This window comes from Shewanella abyssi (assembly GCF_023284025.1).
Taxonomy (GTDB): Bacteria; Pseudomonadota; Gammaproteobacteria; order Enterobacterales; family Shewanellaceae; genus Shewanella; species Shewanella abyssi.
Genome location: NZ_JAKIKR010000003.1, coordinates 110,665 through 128,677, shown reverse-complemented (window position 1 = coordinate 128,677; position 18,013 = coordinate 110,665). Strand labels below are relative to the sequence as shown.

Sequence of the window (18,013 nt, the reverse complement as noted above, 5' to 3'; positions counted from 1 at the left end):
GGTGATGACGTATGTTTAATTTTCCGCTAGATTATTGTTTTTGTTACTGAGTATAGCGTTGAAGCATAGCCATTATCTCATATTAAGCTTAATCATATTTTTTGCAGAATTTCATTGAACTAGTAACACATTACTGTCCATTGCTATTATATTGCCCTTTAGCTGTTTCAAAACTAAAGAAAAGGGCTGTGATGGATATTAGCTGGTGGCAGTTGGCAAGTTTTATGATTATTTTGGTGGTTCCCGTGGCTATCGAACGTTATTTCGAGCTTGGGCTAAGTAAAGACATGCTAAGTGCTGTGGCGCGTATGTTGGTTCAGCTGGTCCTCGTGGGTGTTTATCTGCAATACCTGTTTGAACTGAATAGTTTGTCGGTCAATCTATTATGGTTATCACTGATGTTACTTATTGGTGCCAGCGCCATTGTGAGCAAGGCGAAATTGTCGCGAAAGTTACTCTATTTTCCCGTTTTAGCGGGTTTGTCATTGGGCTTATTTCCGGTGCTTTGGTTGATGATTGTTTACCTGTTAGCGCCTGAACCCCTTTATAGCGCGCAATATTTAATTCCGGCAGCGGGTATGCTGTTAGGTAATTGCTTGAGCGGCAATATTGTTGCTTTGCAGCGTTTGTTTGGTGCTTTTGAAGATAGAAAAGCTGAATATGAGGGGGCATTGGCATTGGGGGCCACTTCTTACCAAGCTGCACGACCTTTTGTCCAATCAGCAATGCAGCAATCTTTCGCGCCAATACTAGCGTCAATGGCGACAACGGGGTTGGTGACGCTGCCAGGGATGATGACTGGGCAGATCCTTGGCGGCGTAGACCCGCTTATTGCTATTAAGTACCAAATCGTTATTTTGGTCGCTATTTTTGTCACCCTGACGGTATCTGTATCGAGTTCCCTGTTATTGACTATCAAAGCAGCCATAACTGCTACTGGACGAGTAAAACACCCTCACTAAGCTAAGCAAAGATGCTTAATATAGTGGCCGCTTACCGTTTTTCAAAGCAAGCTAATATGGAGTGGTCTGCTTTTGCTGGTGGCCGGGTTATCGCTATTAAAAACAAGTGGAGCTTTAGTGAAGGGTTTTAACTAGGCTGCTGAATATCTGAACACAAAAAGTGGTTTAAACAGCCTAACTACTTATCAATCAAGTATAAAATCTATCTTTTACAGCACTATTTCCATATCCAGTTCAATATCAGTGCAACCTTTTTTACAACGGATCCCTGCAACGGTTTCGTCCCGGCCTTTTACTGGTAACTTCATCTCTAATGCTTGCTTGCAAGTCTGACAAAGTACAGTATTTCCCTTGAACACGCGCTTAATCAGGTTCTTTTGCTCATGAAAGGATTTGGCTGTGGTGTCGTTTATTACTGAGAAATCCATCTTTGCCATCGGGTGTCACCTTAAGTGTTCTGTTGATAGTGCTTATTAATGATGAGTATATCTAGGCAATTAGTAATGTGAAAGCTAAAGATACTATTCCTGTCGCCTCTGCATAGCTATTTCTAGGAATGATTCCTATTTCATTATACTAATCTGATAGTTAACCACAAATCTTACGTTTTAGGCTGTAGTTTTTGTCTGTTATATAAAATGATGGCTAGTCATCTATTCTGAATTTTGGCTTTTAAACAATGCTTTACTTCATTGTATGCAATATGCCAAGTGTATTATCTGATTTTTCCGGATGACTCCCAATACGGATTGTAAGATGGTGCGTAATGAGTAATATAGGCGGTAATTTTTGATTGATCTGTAGAGCAAAAGAATAATAATGAACGCTCATAGTACCAAGAATGAATATCTTCCAAGCCTGATAAAAACCTCAGCAATCAGTGCAAAACGCTATGCGACTATTTTGACTATGTTGCTAAGTGAATCGTCGTTAAAGTCGGTTTTACATGCGATTGTACGTCTTATCGAAGAGAAAAATTTTGGTAGTAAAGGCTCCATCTTATTACTCAGTGCTGACGGAAAACGGCTACTAAAAGGGGCTGCACCGAGTATTGCAGATAGTTACAATAGCGCTATTCATGGTATTGAAATAGGCCCAAAAGTAGGCTCTTGTGGTGCGGCTGCTTTTTTGGGGCAAAGGGTCATTGTTGAAGATATAGCAACCCATGAAAACTGGACTCTCTTTAGAGAGCTATCACTGGCGGTGGGTTTAAAATCCTGTTGGTCTGAACCTATTTTCGGTGCAGAAGGTGACGTCTTGGGTACATTTGCGATGTACTACGATGAAGTGAAAAGCCCTCGGGCAGATGACTTAGCATTGATCTCAGAGGCGGCTTTATTAGCCGGTCTAGCGATTGAGCGAGATCGCTCATCAAGATTCCAACGTTTATGTGGTGGAATATTCAGTCAAATGCCTTTAGCGCTGTTGATCACCGATGCGAAGGGGACTGTGCTTGATGCGAATCCCTCTTTTTTCGATATTATGCGTTCTAGCAAATCCGAGCTTGCTGCGTTTGAACCTCATCATGTTTTTGGACAATCCCCATCAATTGACTTAGCGCGTTTATTTGAACAAATAAAAAGTGGTCATGGCTGGCAAGGGGAGTTAATTGGCCGCCGTGCAGATAACGAGTCATTTAATGCCGATGTTAATGTCACAGTATTTAAAGAAGCAGATGACTCTGAGTATTCATATGCGTGGATTTTTGCTGATATTACTGAGAGAAAAACAGCCGCTGACATTATCCATCATCAAGCTAAATTTGACCCTTTGACTGAACTGGCTAATCGACCGCATCTCTTTGAGAAGATAGAGCAACAAATTAATTTGTCCAAATTAGGCTCCAGCGCTGGTTTTAGTTTTATCTTGATGGATTTAGATAATTTTAAACAGATAAATGACAGCTTAGGTCATGAGTTGGGCGATCAAGTGCTCACTCAAGTGGCGGATCGAATCAAAAGCTGCCTTGGTGAGCAAGATATTTTGGGGCGTTTGGGTGGCGATGAGTTTGCCCTCATTATCCCTGACGAAGTGCGCCCTGAAGTGATTTCTAATATCGCTATGCAGTTAAATGAAGTCGTTTCAAAAGAGTACCAGTTGCACAGCCATCAACGAGTATTCACCCAATTGAGTGCCGGCATTGCTTGTTTCCCGCAAGATGCTGGTAACTTAGAGCAACTGTTGAACTGTGCCGATCAAGCGCTGTTTTCTGCTAAGAAGAGTGGCCGCAATCAGTTTCATTTCTTTACTGAGCAGATGCAATTAGATGCTGAGAGAACTGCCGAGCTTTATAATGCACTTAAACTTGCGCTTGACAACAATGCATTTGAACTACATTACCAACCAATAGTGTGTGCCAAGCAACATAAAATTCTGCATGTCGAAGCGCTTGTCCGTTGGCGACATGAAGGCAAGTTAGTTAGGCCTGATGAGTTTATTCCAGCTGCAGAAGCAAGTGGATTAATCATCGAACTTGGCCGTTGGGTACGCTTTGAGGCGATGAAAACTTTGCTTGAACTAGAAGCGCTAGGCTTGGATATAGGGATGTCAATTAACGTATCGACATTTGAGTTTTGCTCCCATGATCTACAAGGTAGTTTGATCAGTTCAATCGTTGATATGGGTAATGAAATATGCCCAAATGGTTTCCCATTCCACAAATTAACCTTGGAGATCACCGAGTCTTTGTTGATGAACGAGCAGGTGCACTTAATCAAATCCTTAAGCCAGTTGCAAGAACTTGGAATTCGAATTGCCATTGATGACTTCGGTACCGGCTATTCATCACTATCCTACTTAAGTGACTTTCCCGTCGAAATTATTAAGATCGATAAAAGCTTTATTCGTGACGTAAATGACAAGAAACAGGCAACTCTGGTGACGGCGATTGTTGCGTTGAGTAGGGCATTGAACTTAAAGGTTACGGTCGAAGGCGTTGAAAGCCATCTGCAACTGGCTTTTGTCAATGAGAAAGAGGTCGACTTTATCCAAGGATACTTCTTTCATAAACCACTAGAAAAACAAACGTTGTTTGAAGTATTGGCTCAGTCTCCTGACACAAACTAAGGGGCATGAGATCATGACTTCGTTGTGCAGCGAGGCAAGCTGTATTTAATCGCTATATATGGCAAGCCATTTTCCCATGTGAACGTTAACGATGACTTACCTCAAATGAAGCCCTGTAACTTTATTGTCTATCCTGCCACAGGGGGAGTTCAGGTTGATGTTAATACAAGCTGAATATTGATGAGCTGCTTCACTTTCATCAAAGCTGTTTTTTAATTCCAATCACGATAGAATAACTTATTAGCGGATAAGCGCGTGTCGCTTATTGATGAGATCTATCTAAAACTTCTTTAGGTAGGCGTTGAATCGAAGAGGCGAATGTGTGAGTGACGGTAATAATGAATTAGGCTTGGCAGCTGCGCCTGCGGAAGTTAAATTGGCGGTGGATCTTATCGTGCTCCTCGAATCAAATAATATTGCACCTGAAGTTGCCTTGGCAGCGTTAAAAATCGTGAGTTCAGATCTCGAAAATAAGCTAAAACCAAAAACTTGATGATATTTATTTTACCTCTTTATTTATAATCCGCGGCTTATGAGAACGTTATGACTATTTCTGTATTAGATATTATTGCCATTATGATCTTTGTTTTTAGTTGGGTAGGCTATGCTCGTTTTGCTAAAGGTAAAGCGAAAACCACCAATTGTATTGCCCGTTGTTTGCATCAGCATCGTATTCACTGGATGTATGAGCTCATCAGCCGCGAGATCAGAGTGGGTGAAGCTGCGTTACTAGCCAACCTTGAACGCAACATCTCATTTTTTGCTTCTACGACCATGTTAGTGCTTGCGGGTGTATTAACCCTCTTTGCTCAGGTGGAACGCTTAGAAGCGGTTATTGCAACCATCCCCTATGCTGCGGATCCCAATCATGCTCTGGTGCAAGTTAAATTGGGAGTGTTAACCTTTATCTTCATCATGGCTTTTTTCCAATTTACTTGGTCGATGCGCCAATATGGATTCCTTAATGTGATGATTGGTGCAGCGCCTTATGATGAAGAGGGGCGTAATGAAAACCTGCGTAGCTATGCAAAACAGATGGCTGTGGTGCAAGACCAAGCCGCTCACTCCTACAATTACGGCTTGCGCTGTTACTATTTTTCCATGGCAGCGCTTTGTTGGTTCTTTCATCCGTTACTGCTTATTGCTGCCAGTATATTTGTCGTCGTGACCTTGTATCGACGTGAATTCAAATCAAAAGCAGTTATTGCGATAACTGCAGGCCAAGAGATCCTGAAAGCGGAGCGTAAGATTAAGTATTCATCGTAATTGGTGTTGCCTGTAGCTGTGCTTCATCTAGCCGTTGCCCAAGTTGAACGTTACTCGGGAGGAGGTTAGACAGCTTGAGTAGTGCGGCAACATTGTCGATGCGTTATGTTTTTCATGGTAACTCGACCTAAATACGGTTCAGCCTGGGCGATGGTTATTTACCAGCTTGTTAATCGTCACTTTCTCATTTTTCTCGGATGTATTACCATTGCCGCCTTTTTGAGTATTCGATTATCAATATTAGGAAGGGCAGTAGATTTTGCAAACATTGGCACAGTTAACTTCAGGCGAACTAAAAGGCACTAAACGACTAACCCTGGCAGAGAACTTAAACGTATTTCCTGAGGCTATTTTTTCACTTGCAGAGACCTTAGAGGTGTTAGACCTTTCGGATAACCTGTTAACTGAACTTCCCAGTGATTTTGCACGTTTACAGCAACTAAAGCTGTTGTTCCTGACCAACAATCAGTTTGAACAGATCCCAGCAGCCATAGCGGCTTGTCCTCGTTTAGAGATGATAAGTTTTAAGTCCAACAAGCTTAAAGCTGTGGCGGCAGGTACATTGCCGCGACAAACTCGCTGGTTAATTTTGACAGATAATCAGATTGAATCGTTACCTGAGGATATGGGATCCTTACATCGATTACAAAAATTGGCACTCGCGGGCAATAAGCTTAGTGCTTTGCCTGTAAGCATGGCCAATTGCAGCAATTTAGAACTAGCACGACTATCCGCCAATAACTTTTCTCAGTTGCCTGATTGGCTATTTCAATTGCCAAAGCTTGCGTGGTTAGCACTTGATGGCAATCCGCTGAGTAGAGAGGGCGTGAGCACAGCGATAAGCTCTGAGCCACCAGTGCAGCAGATGCAATCCGTTGCATTAACAGCTATAGAGCTCGGTCAAGTGATTGGCCAAGGGGCGTCCGGCGTCATTTATAGCGGAAAATGGTTGAAGCAACCCGAGTCACTTTACGGTTCCAGTCGCAATATTGCCGTGAAGCTGTTTAAAGGTGAGGTGACCAGTGATGGTTACCCAGGTGATGAGCTGACGTGTTGTTTACAAGCCGGAAAACATCACAATTTGATTAAAGTGGTTGCTCAAATTAATCAAGCTGAGCAACTTGGGCTGGTGATGGAGCTCATTCCTAGTTCATTTTCTAACCTAGGCTTACCGCCATCGCTGGATACTTGCACTAGAGACACTTTTGTCAAAGGCGAAGAGCTTGGCTTACCACAAGTGTTATCTGTGCTGACTCAAATGGCTGATACCATGACTCATTTACACCGAAATGGCGTAAGTCATGGTGATGTGTATGCGCATAACACGATGATAAATCATCAAGGATCGATGCTCTTCGGTGATTTTGGTGCCTCGTCCAACTTAAATAAGTTGCCTGAGTTACAAAAAGAGGCGATGGAGAGTGTCGAAATTAGGGCGTTTGCTTGCCTTATTGAAGATCTGGTTGAAAACAGATTAGCGCAGCAAGATGACCAGTATCATTTGACTGCTGAATTGAAGCTGCTCAGCCAAGATTGTCTACAGACTGATTTGTCACTTCGGCCACGTTTTAGTGACATTTTCGCATCGCTTAATGCCCTCCAAAATAAGCTGACAGCTACAGTCGTTAGTGATTAGCTAGAGGAGCAAACTGTTTACTCCATAGACTGAATATCGTCTATGGAGTTGCGTCAGAATATATCCCACTATCTATCTCTATCTCTATCTTAATCTCTTCTTTGTTTGTGATGAGCCGTTTTTGAGCTGCTGCGGACCTGTTGTGGGCTCTTCACTTGCTGATGGCTCTTTACTGGTTGATGACTCTTAACCTGTTGATGACTCTTAGCGGGCTGACGGCTCTTCACCTGCTGGTGGCTCTTAGCCTGTTGATGACTCTTAGCGGGCTGAGGCTGACGGCTCTTCACCTGTTGATGGCTCTTTACCTGCTGATGACTCTTAGCGGGCTGACGGCTCTTTACCTGCTGATGGCTCTTAGCTGGCTGATGGCTCTTTACCGGTCTGCCGTTGGCATAGTGAGTATTACGCTGGGCGGGTTGTTGCTTCAGCTTATTGGTAAATTGCATTTCACGGCTTTTATTTACCTGAGCCGTTTTCTGACTTCTAACCACCTTACTGTGAGCTCGGCTCGGGCTATGACTGTTGTATTTGTGTCTCAAGGCAGTATTACTATAAGCCACACCGCGTCTGTGCTGTGGTTTGTGTGCCCAACGCTTGGCGCCGTGACTGGTGACAATCCGGCCATGATGGCGATAGTGGTGTGAATTCTTATGGTGCACCACCACTACACGGTGGTTGTGCCAGCTAAACGCGCTGAAATAGTAGTTAAAACTAATGTGAACGCCGCTATGCCAGTAAAAATGACCATAGCTGGGTCTGACATAACCAGGATACATTGCCCAGTAAACAGGAGGGTAGTTATACCAATACCAATTGCCATAGACGACCCTCGGGTCATAATAGGGCACGTACACCACCTCCTTTGTAACCGGTTCAATAACAATCTGGTTATTGATACGAGTTACCTGCATATTTTCCATATCATCAAGGTTACTAGCATTATCTGCTTGCAAACGCAGTGTTTGAATACTGGCTAGCACCTGAGCCTCATTTTGTAAAAATGCATCGCCGAGTCCTTGAGTCCATTGCAGATCTTCACTCAATTTTTGTAACACGTTAGGAAAAGCGACTAAGGCGGTCACACTCGGATCCCATTGCATCGCTTCAGCTTTGCTGACTTGATTTTCAGTACTCAGTTGCTGATGTTTTTGTTGCCAGCGCTGGGCTTCTACCACTTCTAGAGGGTAGGTCGAGGCAATCAAAATATGGGTGAGCAAACTGTCGGGATAGAGTGCAATTGGCGCTAGCATCTGTGCTAACTCGCCCTCACTCAGTTGAGTTTGTTCCGCACTATTAAAATCTTCTGCGTAGCTGCTCGTTGGCGTTAGCCATTGCAAAATGATAACCAGAGACAAGCAACAGCATTGTTTGAAAATATTCATCTGCTTTCCTATCGATAATTGACGATAGGGTCATTATAGGAAGGCGAAGATGAACAGAAGCTGAAAGCTGAAAAACACAGATTATGGGGTGACGCTTCTATAACCTAGTTGCTTGGGTATAGATTTTTAGTATTTAAAATTAATAGTAAAACAGGCACCACCCAATAGAGGGGATTGAGCAATCGATAGCTCTCCATGGTAGCTGTCGACCAAGTCACGCACTATGGCGAGTCCGATCCCGTGACCCACTTTGTAGGAGTCGGCCCTTATGCCGCGCTCGAATATTTGAGCTTTTAAAGTTTCATCGACGCCGTTACCGTCATCTTCCACTTGCAGCACTAATGTCTCAGCATTTTGAGTGACAGTTAGCAATACCTTGCTTGAGGCCGCTTTACAGGCGTTATCTAGCAGGTTGCCTAGGATCTCAGCAAGGTCTGACTCATCCCCTTTGAAAATGGCGTCACGGTCAACATTTTGCTCAATCGTTATCAGTGGTTGGCAGTATATTTTTGGCAAATTCCGAACCAGTTTATCTGAAATACTGACGACGGGAATACCCAGATGCCAAGCGCTACCAGCGGCTGATTGCGCACGTTTCAGTTGGTGACCAATAATACGGTTAATGTGGCTGACTTGTTCTAACGATTCAGGGCTTAAATCCGCCTGACTTTGGATCACCGCCAGCGGCGTTTTAAGGCTATGGGCCAGATCGGCTAATGCATTGCGATAACGCTTACGCTGGTTTTGTTCGGTGCTGAGCAAGGTGTTGAGTTGCTGGGCTACCGCTTGCAGCTCAGTTGGGTAGTCATCATTAAGTTGATTTGCTTTGCCATTTTCAATGGCGCTCAGTTCGGTCTCTAAGCTCGAAAGAGGCTTTAAGGTCCACCATAGCCACGTCATTTGTATCACTAGTAATAAGCCCATAAGGATCATTAACCAGCGCCAAAGTTGCTGAGTAAATTGGTCTACCTGTAATTGAAACTCCGTTTGATCTTTAATGATATGAATTGTGATCGGGAATTGACTATTGAGATGCTTATCATCATCTGTTGTCCCTGGCAGCTCAAAACTCACACTGAAACTGTATATTAGATTTGGTTGACCATTGAGGGTGATTTCACTGAATTGACCTTGACCTTTTTTCGGCGTTGGCAGCTGATTCGGCAGTTCGATACCCAGCAATGAGTCTGAGCGCCAAACAATTTTTTGTGTGTCCGTTGAGTTGCTATTGAGGTTATTAAGCTGTGTTTGTGGATTTACAACAAACTTAGCATCAAACTCGTTATTACTCTTACCCGTAAGGACGGCAGCATTTGGCGTTGTTATCGTAGCGTAGAGTCCAGATTGAATAACATTAAACTGGTTTTCGAGTAGAACCTCTGGCATTGCAATACCGCTAGCATTAACTTCCGTAACAGCCAAAACGGCATAAACATAGGCTTTGAGTTCATTCATTGATGCGCTTTTTACCTGTTGCTTAAAAGCATCATTGAGAGTGAAACCAATTAGCGGCATCAATATTAAGATAAGCAGCAGCGCACTCACAATAAGTCTAGCTTTGAGTGAGTGCAGGGCTTTTGGCAAAGACCTCATTGAGAGCTTCACTATGATGGTTTTTCTGGTTTTACCAGCGCTTCAAGCTTAGCAAGGCGATACCCTTGCCCCCGCAATGTTTCAATCAGGCCGAGTTTATTGTCTGAGTCGAGCTTTTTGCGTAACCGTCGAATGAAGACCTCAATAACATTGGAGTCGAGATCAAAATCTTGATCATAGATATGCTCAGTGAGTACTGTTTTTGATTTTACTTCGCCAATATGCAGCATTAAGTACTCAAAAAGCTTGTATTCCGAACCACTGAGGTTAATGGTTTCGCCATTTTTAGTCAGTTCTAAGCTGCTGGTGTTGAGTGAAAAAGGACCATTGCAAATGACAGGGCTGGCTTTTCCTGCGCTGCGACGAATGAGGGCTTTAAGCCGCGCAATCAACTCCTGTGGATGGAAAGGTTTAGTGAGGTAATCGTCTGCTCCCGCATCCAACCCCTCTACTTTATCTTGCCAGCTATCGCGAGCGGTTAAGATCAGAATAGGAAACTCAATGGCGAGTTCTCGAAGTTGAGTGATAAGGGCGATACCGTCTATTTTTGGCAAACCTACATCAATAATTGCCGCATCGTAGTTGTACTCTTTTCCTTGAAAAAGCCCAATCTCACCGTCATCAGCGGTATCAACCGTATAGTTTGCCGCGAGCAAATGTTGCTTTAGATTATTTTGCAGTGCGAGATCATCTTCAACCAGTAACAGTCTCATATTCGTTCCTTGTTTGTTGCAGTTAGTTACGGCGAACACTGCCGGTTTTTGCATCGACATTGACGTAAAAAACCACTCCATCTTTTGAAAGTAGTTTGATTCGATAACCAGGATTACCGTTAACACGAGCAGACTTAACGTTGAGGATTTTCCCTGGATATTTTCTTTTAACTAATTGGGCAGCTTGTTGTGGACTACTCACTTTAAGTGACTTGGCGCGATTATTTGTTGCCATCGCCATAGAGGCTATCGAGATACTGGCGTAATGCCCGCCAGCATAGGCGGGTAATGAGCCGAGCATCAGTAGCGGTATTAATATCAACAGTAAAATAGCTTTCATTAAGAGCACCAAAGGGTTGAAGTGTTACCAGTTTAAAAGATCCAGCTAGATTAGTCATCACTCCTGCATCGAGAGGGGATAGGAATAAGTTAGGTATAACGTTTTAAAGATGAACCCAAGCTGAATACAGACAATGGTTGTTGAGTCAGCTAAGTGGCAATTATGGATGTTCAGCTTGTGTTCATTTAGGTTAGACTTTAATGACCTCAACCAAATGAAACGCTTGAGGTGATGATGAGATTACTTACAACTACATCTAAAACTAGAACCCAGACCAAATCACTACAACTGTTATCTTTGCTTTGTGCATGTTTGCTGCCGCTAACTGCTTTAGCGCAGGACGCTAAGCAAATCCACAGCGTATCTGCGGGTTATATACAAGACAAGGTTCAAGCAGTTGATACCGGGCAAAATGCAACGCTATCAGCAGATCAAAGCGAGTTACTCTCTGCTCAACGTTTGCAGGTTAGTCCTAGTTCGCTAGGTCCTAAAACCAGAGACCAAGTCATCCAGTCTCATATCGATAAAGCCCAGAAGGCATTGGTGAAACAACAAATGTCAGCTTCGCCGGCATTATTCGCCAATGGCATCTATCGAGATTTTTATATTTACGATGCTTATAGTCGTTTGTTTGTTGATAATGACCTCGATGGTTTTTATCAAACCTTTAGTGTGACATTCGATGCGGATGTTAGCGGTATATACATTAATGAAAGGGCTGAGGTATTTGCAGAGCTTTACCTCAGTCGCAACGGCGGTCCTTGGGAGCACTATTACACCACCGATGTATTTAGTATTTTCGGTGATGCGACCGATGATGATTTTGAGGTGTTAACAAACTTGGATGTCGGCTTTGCTACCGATCATTACGATGTACTTATTGATCTCTATGAGTACGGCTACGGCGATATTGTGGCAACAGTCAGTTCAAACGAATTTGACAGCCTGTATGCCTTACCGTTAGAAAGTGCCAATTGGGACAGTGATTATATTGAATATGAGGACGATTATGCAGGAAGCTTCTCTTTGTGGGCATTGTTTGCGCTATCGATGGCAGCTTTGCTTCGAAGAAAACGATATAACCGTCTCACTATGACGATAGTGAGCTAATGAAACCTTGCCCAAACATAACCAGTTCAGCACAAAAATACATCAGTAACCCTCAAGGTATATCTGTACTCGCTAAAGGGTAATTTGCTGCGACGGCAGGTCACCCTACTAAAGACTTATCAGATTATGGTTGGTTTATTATCAGTGTAGCGGTTTTCAGTATCGAGGTATTTGTTTAGTTGTTGTTCATCTCTCATGTATCGAGTAAAAAACATCCACGTCGTTACATTTTTAATATGTGACAGAGCTCACCTATCCTATTGCTGCATATGAATTTTGTTATAATTTACTTTGTAAGCTTTTGATTTAAAACCTAACGAAAACAATCACAAACGAATCGGCTTTGTAGTAGTTGTTTAAATGCCTGTTGTAATGGTAATGGTTATCATCTCGCCGCATAATACTTAAGTGGGGTTACTGGATGAAACATTTTCGTTATTCAATGTTAGCAATTGCGTGCGCATCGACATACTTACCGACAATAATTTACGCGGCTGAAACCGCTGAAGCGAATAGTAACATTGAACGGATCACCGTCTATGGCAGACAAAATCAAGTGGTGATGAACTCGGGGTTAGCAACCAAGTCCGATATGTCACTAATGGAAACGCCAGCTGCGGTGGTTATTGTTGATGAAGAACTTATTCAGGCGCAAGGGGTGAGTAACCTCCAGGATTTAGTGCGCAACATCAGCGGCGTTACTCAAGCGGGTAATAACTATGGTATCGGTGACAACTTAGTGATCCGAGGCTTGGGCGCTAATTATACTTACGATGGTATGTATGGTGGTGCAGGACTTGGTAATACTTTTAATCCCACACGTTCGTTGACAAATGTTGAGTCTGTAGAGGTCTTAAAAGGTCCAGCAACAGGCCTTTATGGCATGGGGAGTGCGGGTGGCGTAATTAACCTTATTGAGAAAAAGCCGCAATTTGAGTCCTTAAATGAGTTCACCGCTGAAGTTGGTCAATGGGACACCTATTCATTCGCTGTTGATAGTAGCGGTGGGATCACCGATAACCTAGCCTACCGAGTTGTGGCTAAAAGTGGTCGCAGTGATGGCTACCGTGAGATTGGTACTGATAGAGATGAAATTTACACTTCATTGAAATATATCGTCAGCGATAGCCAAGAGTTAATGTTATCAGCAAGCTACATTAAAGATGCAATTGCAGTTGATTCAATTGGTCACCCGATCCGTATCTTTAACGCTGGATCTGTAGGCGGTAAGGGGGCGGGAGACGTTAGTTGGGAAGATCTGATTAATGACCCGAATAACGCAGGGCTTCAACTAACTGATGCACAACGGCAACAGCTAGCAGATTCGCTTTCAAGTAGTGATGGGCAAACACCCTACGCTTTTGGTAATGCCGGGATTATCTCGCCAATGGCGAAAGATAATGAAGGTGAAGAGTTACGTTTTAAGTTAACCCACAATATCTATTTCAACGATAATCTGTTTTTGAATCAGCAGCTGCAGTACCGTGATTACACCTCAGGTTTTGCTCGTCAAACGGGTGCATATAATTATGTTTATTGGGATCGACGCGACAAGATAAATGAAGAACCACGTGCTCCATTAGTTGAAGATGGTGTGTTATATCCATTTGCTGCGCGTCGACAGGAGTACCGTAAAGTCGCAGCGGAAGAAACATCTTGGCAGTACTTTGCCGATCTGCGCTATGACTTTCAAATAGGCAACATTGATAATGAGTTACTGGTTAATGCTAACTTTGAAGATAGAAATATAGCGTTTAAGCAATACTCTATTTACGATGCTGACAAAGTGATTAAGAACAAAGCGGGTGAGGTTATTTACCAAGGTGCTTTGCCTTATATTTACGATATCCGTAACCCTAATTGGGCTGAAGGTAGCTTTGAAGATCATGATCCATTGATGACCAGTAACTACAACAAAAAGGTCAATGCTTGGGGCGTAGGTCTGCAGCACGTTGGTTATTTAGGATATGGTTTCACCACTCGTATTGGTGTTGCATTTAATGAGATAAAGCAGTCTTATCAACATTTAGGTGTAGACCCACGCTATTCAGCCAGTAAGGCTGAGCCTAGAGCGGAAGCTGATACGACGGATAATGGCGTGACATACAATTTAGGGGTGACTTACATGCCTACAGAAGATCTGTCTTTCTTTGTCAATCACTCAAAGGGTCGTACCGCCTATAGCATCCTCGGCGGTATTGAAGGGACGGGTGAGGATAGAGCCGATTCTGAATCTGTAAGTGATGATTTGGGTATTAGATACAAAGCGTTTGAAGATCAAATGCTGGCGTCATTGGTATTCTTTAAAAGTGCACGAACGAACTTAGCATACTCAAACCCTGATTATGAAGAGGGGGTATCTGCACCAGGCGTCGCTAAAAGTTTCTATAATGGTAAAGAGGAAACCACCGGCGTAGAGCTTGATCTAAATGCACATATCAGTGAGCAATGGATGGTTAACGTTAACGGCGTTTACCAAGATGCACGTGATAAAAAAGATCCTAACAGAAGTCGCTATGATACCCGCCAAAAAGGGGTTCCTTATGTCACCGCAAGCGCATGGGTTACTTATGGTGCAGATTGGTTCTCATTAGAAAGCCCGCTAAATATCAGTTTGGGTGCTAAATACGTTGATGACCGCAGCACCAACTCTGATTCTTTCGGGATCCCAGATGGTTATGTGCCGAGCTACACCGTAGTTGATTCTGCAATTAGCTATGATGTAGAGCATTGGAAAGTGCAGCTTAATGTTAATAACCTCTTCAATGAGGACTATTACAGCAAAGCGATGTTCTTAGGCGGCATGCCAGGGGAGGAGCGTAACGCTAAGCTGTCGTTGACTTACCGCTTGTAGCGCTAAGATCATTATTGAAATGCAGCCTTTTGGCTGCATTTTTGTTTTATAGCTCTTCTCCTCAGTATCTTTATAACCCTTCGCAGAAGGCGTTGTGCAAGCCCACTTCGTTGTCGCGCTAACTTAAAAGGGAATAACCATTTCTATGTTATTGCGCCTAGAATGAACTCACACAATGTCTCTTAAACGAGCATTTTCAAGTAGGATGGGTATATGTTAGCTTAACCTTTCAATAACCACTTGAAATGGAAAGCATCGTGATGACAATATTTTCGAAAAGCCCAATCGCAGTTAGCTTATGCCTTTTGCTCGCAGGGCCATTGAGTGCCAATACTGTTGCTGCGACTTTGAGTGACTCGGTTGATAAAGCGATGCCAAAACTGGAGCAGCTATATCTGCATCTGCATCAAAATCCAGAGCTGTCTTACCAAGAAAAATCCACCAGTGCGCGTATGGCAACAGAACTCGCTGCATTGGGTTTTAAAGTGACTGAGCAGTTTGGTGGTTATGGCGTTGTGGGGATCTATAAAAATGGTGCCGGGCCGACTGTCATGATAAGAGCCGATACCGATGGGCTACCCATCATAGAAGAGACGGGAAAGTCCTACGCTTCGACAGTGACAACGACTGACGCCAGTAATAACACGGTCGGCATTATGCACGGCTGTGGGCATGATATTCATATGACCAGTTTGGTTGGCACTGCACAGCAGTTGGTGGCCAATAAAGCGGACTGGCAAGGCACCTTAATGATGGTTGCACAACCCGCAGAAGAGGTGGGCGGCGGTGCTAAAGCGATGCTGAAACAGGGGCTTTTTACCCAGTTTCCTACACCCGATTATATTATTGACTTACATGTTAGCGCAGGCATCCCTGCTGGAAAGGTTGGAATTGCGCCAGGTTATGCGTTAGCAAATGTCGACTCGGTGGATATTAAAGTCAAAGGTAAGGGCGGGCACGGCGCGTATCCCCATGCAACCAAAGATCCCGTTGTGCTGGCCTCTCGAATGGTACTGGCACTGCAAACTATATCGAGTCGCGAGATCTCACCGCTTGAGCCAAATGTCATTACGGTTGGGTCGATTCATGGTGGCTCAAAGCACAATATTATTTCAGATGAAGTGAAGCTACAGTTAACACTGCGCTCCTACAACCCCGATGTGCGTTTGCAACAAATCGAAGCGCTTAAGCGACTCACAAAAGGGATTGCGATTAGTGCGGGCTTGCCTGATGAGCTTATGCCTGAAGTCTACGTCCACGAAGAGGAAAGAATTCCTTCAACGTATAACGATCCCACTTTAGCGGCGAATGTACAGGCGAGCATTGAGCAGGAGATTGGTGCTGAAAATGTGCTCAAATCTGAGCCTGTGATGGCAGGAGAAGATTTTGGTTTATATGGTCTTACCGCTGAAAAACGTCCTATCACTATCTTTTGGCTTGGCGCTGTTGACCCTGACACGTATCAAGTCAGCTTGGATAAAGGAGAGACATTACCCTCATTGCACTCGAGTCAATTCGCCCCCGATTATCCACTGACTATTAGCACCGGTGTTCGCGCGATGAGCCGCAGTGCGATGAACCTGTTTAAGCAAAAATAAGCGTTAGCGAGTACCTTGTAGTTTATTCTCAACTTTAGTCAGTAACGCCATGGTTTCAGGCTTTAGATCTACAAGGTCTTTTTGAGTCACAATCGCCACTGAACGCTGAATGTTTTTATAAGCTTTCGAGTAGTTATGCTCTAGTATCGCCAGTTCTGCCAAGTTATTTAAGCCAAGGACTTGGCCTGGTTGATAACCGACCATTTGATGATAATCGACAGACAGCTGGTATTGCTGGTTGGCGGCTGCATAGCGGCCCAGCCGCTCGTTAACATTGCCAGCCCAGGCAGCAACATAAGCCAGGTAGAGCCAGTCTTGTGAATTTGCTGCATTGCTACGGCTTTGAGATAAAATGGGTAGCGCGCGGACTAATTCACCCTGCTCAATATAGCTTTTTGCTAATGTGAGTCCTAACCGAGCGGACTCGCGGCGGTTGCCTGCGAGTTCAGCTTGAGTTAGCGCAGTAGATAGTACTTTTTCTGCATCTACAAATTGTTGCTGTTTGAGTAGCATTTCAGCCCATTGTCTTTGGGCGAGAAAATTGTCAGCGTCAGATATTAATAACCGTTTCAGTGTTTCACTGGCAGCGGTAGCTTCACGGTATTGCAGCTGTTTTAAAGCCAAGATTAGCAATGGATTGTCAAAATAGCTGCGACTATTAATATTATTAACGTTGCCCTTAGATTGGGTTCTGTTATTAATAAGCTTAGCTAAATCAATATATAAGGATTCAATATCCTCGGCTTGCATGCTGCCACTTTGTTGCTGGCTCGGGCCGTAAAAATTGTATGCTAGTTGGTAGCGGTTATCATTTTTAGTAATAACGGATCCCACCACTAAAGATGCCCCAGAAAAGGTGAGTAACTTGCTAACCCGTAGTGGGCGCGTATCTTCAATATAACTGGAGTTTTGCAGTAAAAAGCTAATGACATCTTCAACTTGCAGAACAGGAAATGAATTGGAATTATACAGTTGAGCAATAATACTTTCTTGATGGGCGTATTGCTGCCAAAGAGGGGTTGCTGTATCTAATTCGATTTTTACAGGCAGTACAATTATGGCGCCTTTATCTAAAGCCACTTGCTTATTGCTGGGATAAAAAACGAAGCTTAAAACTGCAGCTATCACTAAAGTAGCCACCAAGAGTGGAATTCCTAGCTTACGCTTTTTTAGTGGTGCTTGATTTACAATCATAAATGCCTTTTATTGATTTTATCGCTGTGTCTAGATAGTAAGTTATTGAGTATATCGTTTTAATTAAACAGCTTTAATCTAATGTAATGCAATTTGATTTATATGTCTCTTAGCTTAAATCATTAAAAGCCACCGTATTAATGCCAAGTTTAATTCAAACTATCTAATTTGAGCGCAACTCATCCCGAGTGTAGTCAGTCATGTTCGGTGATATTCCTCAAGAGTCGTAAAAATCGTCACCGGTGTTTTATGTAAAGTAGAGCAGGATAGTTAAGCTGTTGGAAGTTAACTATCCAAAA

14 protein-coding genes are annotated in these 18,013 nt (G+C 43.4%); 8 read left to right on the top strand and 6 right to left on the bottom strand.

Going from position 1 to position 18,013, the window contains the following annotated elements; genetic code table 11:
* Positions 1–191 precede the first annotated feature (191 nt).
* A complete protein-coding gene (locus tag L2755_RS02770) occupies positions 192–962 on the top strand; it encodes an ABC transporter permease (protein WP_248979228.1) in 771 nt (256 codons plus the stop codon).
* A gap of 209 nt (positions 963–1,171) precedes the next feature.
* Here the strand turns inward: L2755_RS02770 and L2755_RS02765 are convergent, their stop codons facing one another.
* Entirely contained in the window at positions 1,172–1,399 is a 228-nt protein-coding gene (locus L2755_RS02765; protein ID WP_248979227.1) for a hypothetical protein, read from the bottom strand.
* 382 nt (positions 1,400–1,781) lie between these two features.
* Between L2755_RS02765 and L2755_RS02760 the strand changes: the two genes are divergently transcribed.
* From L2755_RS02760 to L2755_RS02745, 4 genes are all read left to right on the top strand, one after another.
* Positions 1,782–4,028, top strand: a complete 2,247-nt coding sequence (locus L2755_RS02760; protein WP_248979226.1) for a bifunctional diguanylate cyclase/phosphodiesterase — start codon at positions 1,782–1,784, stop codon at positions 4,026–4,028.
* Between the two features lie 322 nt (positions 4,029–4,350).
* On the top strand, positions 4,351–4,521 hold the full coding sequence (gene rsmS / locus L2755_RS02755; protein ID WP_248979225.1) for a pleiotropic regulatory protein RsmS: 171 nt from the start codon (positions 4,351–4,353) through the stop codon (positions 4,519–4,521).
* Between the two features lie 50 nt (positions 4,522–4,571).
* Entirely contained in the window at positions 4,572–5,294 is a 723-nt protein-coding gene (locus tag L2755_RS02750; protein WP_248979224.1) for a DUF599 domain-containing protein, read from the top strand.
* Positions 5,295–5,553: 259 nt separating this feature from the next.
* A complete protein-coding gene (locus L2755_RS02745; RefSeq protein WP_248979223.1) occupies positions 5,554–6,930 on the top strand; it encodes a protein kinase in 1,377 nt (458 codons plus the stop codon).
* An 89-nt stretch (positions 6,931–7,019) separates the two neighbouring features.
* Here L2755_RS02745 and L2755_RS02740 read toward each other — a convergent pair whose 3' ends face one another.
* The 4 genes from L2755_RS02740 to L2755_RS02725 all read right to left on the bottom strand — a co-directional run bounded on the left by L2755_RS02740 (position 7,020) and on the right by L2755_RS02725 (position 10,958).
* Positions 7,020–8,312, bottom strand: a complete 1,293-nt coding sequence (locus L2755_RS02740) for a DUF3300 domain-containing protein (protein WP_248979222.1) — start codon at positions 8,310–8,312, stop codon at positions 7,020–7,022.
* 126 nt (positions 8,313–8,438) lie between these two features.
* Positions 8,439–9,905: an ATP-binding protein gene (locus L2755_RS02735; RefSeq protein ID WP_248979221.1), complete on the bottom strand. Its 1,467-nt coding sequence runs from the start codon at positions 9,903–9,905 to the stop codon at positions 8,439–8,441.
* A gap of 11 nt (positions 9,906–9,916) precedes the next feature.
* Positions 9,917–10,618, bottom strand: coding sequence for a response regulator transcription factor (locus L2755_RS02730; protein ID WP_248979220.1), 702 nt, complete (start codon positions 10,616–10,618; stop codon positions 9,917–9,919).
* 22 nt (positions 10,619–10,640) lie between these two features.
* On the bottom strand, positions 10,641–10,958 hold the full coding sequence (locus L2755_RS02725) for a PepSY domain-containing protein (RefSeq protein WP_248979219.1): 318 nt from the start codon (positions 10,956–10,958) through the stop codon (positions 10,641–10,643).
* Between the two features lie 234 nt (positions 10,959–11,192).
* Here L2755_RS02725 and L2755_RS02720 point away from each other — a divergent pair, with 234 nt between their 5' ends.
* From L2755_RS02720 to L2755_RS02710, 3 genes are all read left to right on the top strand, one after another.
* Positions 11,193–12,068, top strand: a complete 876-nt coding sequence (locus L2755_RS02720) for a choice-of-anchor H family protein (protein ID WP_248979218.1) — start codon at positions 11,193–11,195, stop codon at positions 12,066–12,068.
* Between the two features lie 421 nt (positions 12,069–12,489).
* Positions 12,490–14,922, top strand: a complete 2,433-nt coding sequence (locus tag L2755_RS02715) for a TonB-dependent receptor (protein ID WP_248979217.1) — start codon at positions 12,490–12,492, stop codon at positions 14,920–14,922.
* A 260-nt stretch (positions 14,923–15,182) separates the two neighbouring features.
* Positions 15,183–16,520 (top strand): M20 metallopeptidase family protein, encoded by a 1,338-nt coding sequence (locus L2755_RS02710; protein ID WP_248979269.1) that lies wholly within the window; start codon positions 15,183–15,185, stop codon positions 16,518–16,520.
* Between the two features lie 3 nt (positions 16,521–16,523).
* Here L2755_RS02710 and L2755_RS02705 read toward each other — a convergent pair whose 3' ends face one another.
* On the bottom strand, positions 16,524–17,714 hold the full coding sequence (locus tag L2755_RS02705) for a tetratricopeptide repeat protein (protein ID WP_248979216.1): 1,191 nt from the start codon (positions 17,712–17,714) through the stop codon (positions 16,524–16,526).
* Positions 17,715–18,013 lie beyond the last annotated feature (299 nt).